Annotated in this window: 2 protein-coding genes; both read left to right on the forward strand. The window is 69.9% G+C overall.

Going from position 1 to position 2,598, the window contains the following annotated elements; genetic code table 11:
• Window positions 1–1,057: signal recognition particle-docking protein FtsY (gene ftsY / locus K8V84_RS06345; protein WP_304071657.1), on the forward strand; the 1,057-nt coding region annotated here is incomplete at its 5' end.
• Window positions 1,058–1,311: 254 nt separating this feature from the next.
• A partial coding sequence (locus tag K8V84_RS06350; RefSeq protein WP_304071660.1) for an ammonium transporter occupies window positions 1,312–2,598 on the forward strand: 1,287 nt, incomplete at its 3' end.

The following is a 2,598-nucleotide window of genomic DNA, read 5'->3' on the forward strand; positions in this document are numbered from 1 at the left end:
CAAGGCGCCCGCGCCGGAGGAGGATCGGGAACGGGACGAGGGGACGGTACGCACACCCCCCGCCCACGCGCCTCCGGCGGAGGAGGCCGAACCCGAGGCCCCGGCCGCCCCCGCCGAACCCGAGATCGAGACCCCACCCCCGTCGGCGGGACGCATGGTCCGCCTGCGGGCCCGACTGGCCCGCTCCCAGAACTCCCTCGGCCAGGGGCTGCTCAACCTGCTCTCCGCCAAGAACCTCGACGAGGACACCTGGGAGGAGATCGAGGACACGCTGATCACCGCCGACATCGGTGTGACTTCGGCCACCCAGATCGTGGAGAACCTGCGCACCCGGGTCAAGGTGCTCGGCACCCGTGACACCGAGGAGGTGCGGGGCCTGCTCCGCGACGAGCTCCTCGAACAGATCGGCGCCGACACCGACCGGGTCGTGCGCACCGCGCCGCACGGCGGCCGCCCGGCCGTGGTCATGGTCGTCGGTGTCAACGGAACCGGCAAGACGACCACCACCGGCAAGCTCGCCCGCGTCCTGGTCGGAGACGGTCGCAGCGTGGTCCTGGGCGCCGCCGACACCTTCCGCGCGGCCGCCGCCGAACAGCTCCAGACCTGGGGTTCCCGGGTGGGCGCCCCGGTCGTGCGCAAGGAGGAGGGCGCCGACCCCGCCAGTGTCGCCTTCGACGCGGTCGCCCGTGGGGTCGAGGACGGGGCCGACACCGTCATCATCGACACGGCCGGACGTTTGCACACCAAGACCGGCCTCATGGACGAGCTCGGCAAGGTCAAGCGAGTGGTGGAGAAGAAGTCCCAGGTCGACGAGGTCCTCCTCGTCCTGGACGCGACCACCGGACAGAACGGCCTGCGCCAGGCGCGGGTGTTCGCCGAGGTCGTGAACGTCACCGGCATCGCCCTGACCAAGCTCGACGGCACCGCCAAGGGCGGCATCATCGTCCAGGTCCAGCGTGAGCTGGGCGTCCCGGTCAAACTCGTCGGGTTGGGCGAGGGCCCCGACGACCTGGCGCCCTTCGACCCCGAGGTCTTCGTGGACGCGATCCTGGGCTGAGTCCCCGGCCCCACGAACCCACCGAAGAGGCCGGCGCACCCGCGGGTGCGCCGGCCTCTTCGCGTTCCGCTTCACGGATACGTAACACCGTCCCCGGTCCTTTTACGCCCGCGCAACGCATGGGGCTCCGGTGGGAAACACCGAAGATGGACGGTTGTCGCCGTGGTGATCCGAGACGGGCCCGAAGACGCGCTCGCCGACCGGCGCCCTCGTCGAAAGACGACCTCCCCCGTCCATCCCATGGAGGCGACCAAATGATCGACACCGGTAACACCGCGTGGCTGCTGATGAGCGCCGCGCTGGTGATGCTCATGACCCCGGGCCTGGCGTTCTTCTACGGAGGCATGTCGCGGGCGAAGAGCGTCCTCAACATGATGCTCATGAGTTTCAGCAGCATCGCGATCGTCAGCGTCCTGTGGGTGCTCATCGGGCACTCGCTGACCTACGCTCCCGGCTACGGAGCCCTGGAACTGTTCATCGGCGGCTTCGACCACGTCGGCCTGACCGACATCATGACCGAGGTCGAGCCGGCCGCCGGTGGTGAGGGCGGATACCCGCTGCTCGTCGACGCCGGCTTCCAGCTGATGTTCGCGGTCATCACCGTGGCGCTGATCAGCGGGGCCATCGCCGACCGCGCCAAGTTCGGCGCCTGGTTGCTCTTCGCCCCGGTGTGGGCGCTGCTGGTCTACTTCCCCGTCGCCCACTGGGTCTGGGGCGGCGGTTGGGTCGCGAGCATGCACGAGTGGACCGGGCTGCCCGAGGTCATCGACTTCGCCGGCGGAACCGCCGTCCACATCAACGCCGGTGCCGCGGCGCTCGCGCTGGTCCTGGTCCTGGGCCGCCGCAAGGGCTTCGGCTCGGAATCGACTCGCCCGCACAACCTGCCGTTCGTCCTGCTGGGCGTCGCGCTCCTGTGGTTCGGCTGGTTCGGCTTCAATGGCGGTTCCGCCTACGCCGCCAACGAACAGGCCGCCCTGGCCCTGGTCAACACCCAGGTCGCCACCGCCGCCGCCACCGCCGCGTGGATGCTCGTCGAGCGCCTGCGCTACGGCAGGGTCAGCGCCCTCGGGTTCGCCTCCGGAGCCATCGCCGGTCTGGTCGCGATCACCCCCTCGGCGGCCAACGTCACCCCGATCGGCGCGATCCTGGTCGGCGCCCTGTCCGGTGCCGTGTGCGCCTACGCCATCAGCCTCAAGTTCCGGTTCAAGTACGACGACGCCCTGGACGTGGTCGGGCTCCACATGGTCGGTGGCGTGATCGGCTGCCTGGCCCTCGGGTTCTTCGCCTCCTCGGCGGTGCCCGGCGGCGGTGACGCCGGTCTGTTCACCGGTGGCGGCGCGGGCCTCCTGGTCGCCCAGACCATCTCGGTCCTCGGCGTCACGATCTACACCTTCGTCGTCACCTGGGTCATCGCGAAGGTGATCGACCTCATCATCGGGTTCCGTCTCCCCGAGGAGGTCGAGACCAACGGCCTCGATCACGAGTTGCACGCCGAATCGGCCTACGCCTTCGACGAGCTCGACGCGTTGGCCACGGAAACG

The sequence above is a fragment of the Nocardiopsis listeri genome (genome assembly GCF_020741345.1).
Taxonomy (GTDB): domain Bacteria; phylum Actinomycetota; class Actinomycetes; order Streptosporangiales; family Streptosporangiaceae; genus Nocardiopsis; species Nocardiopsis listeri_A.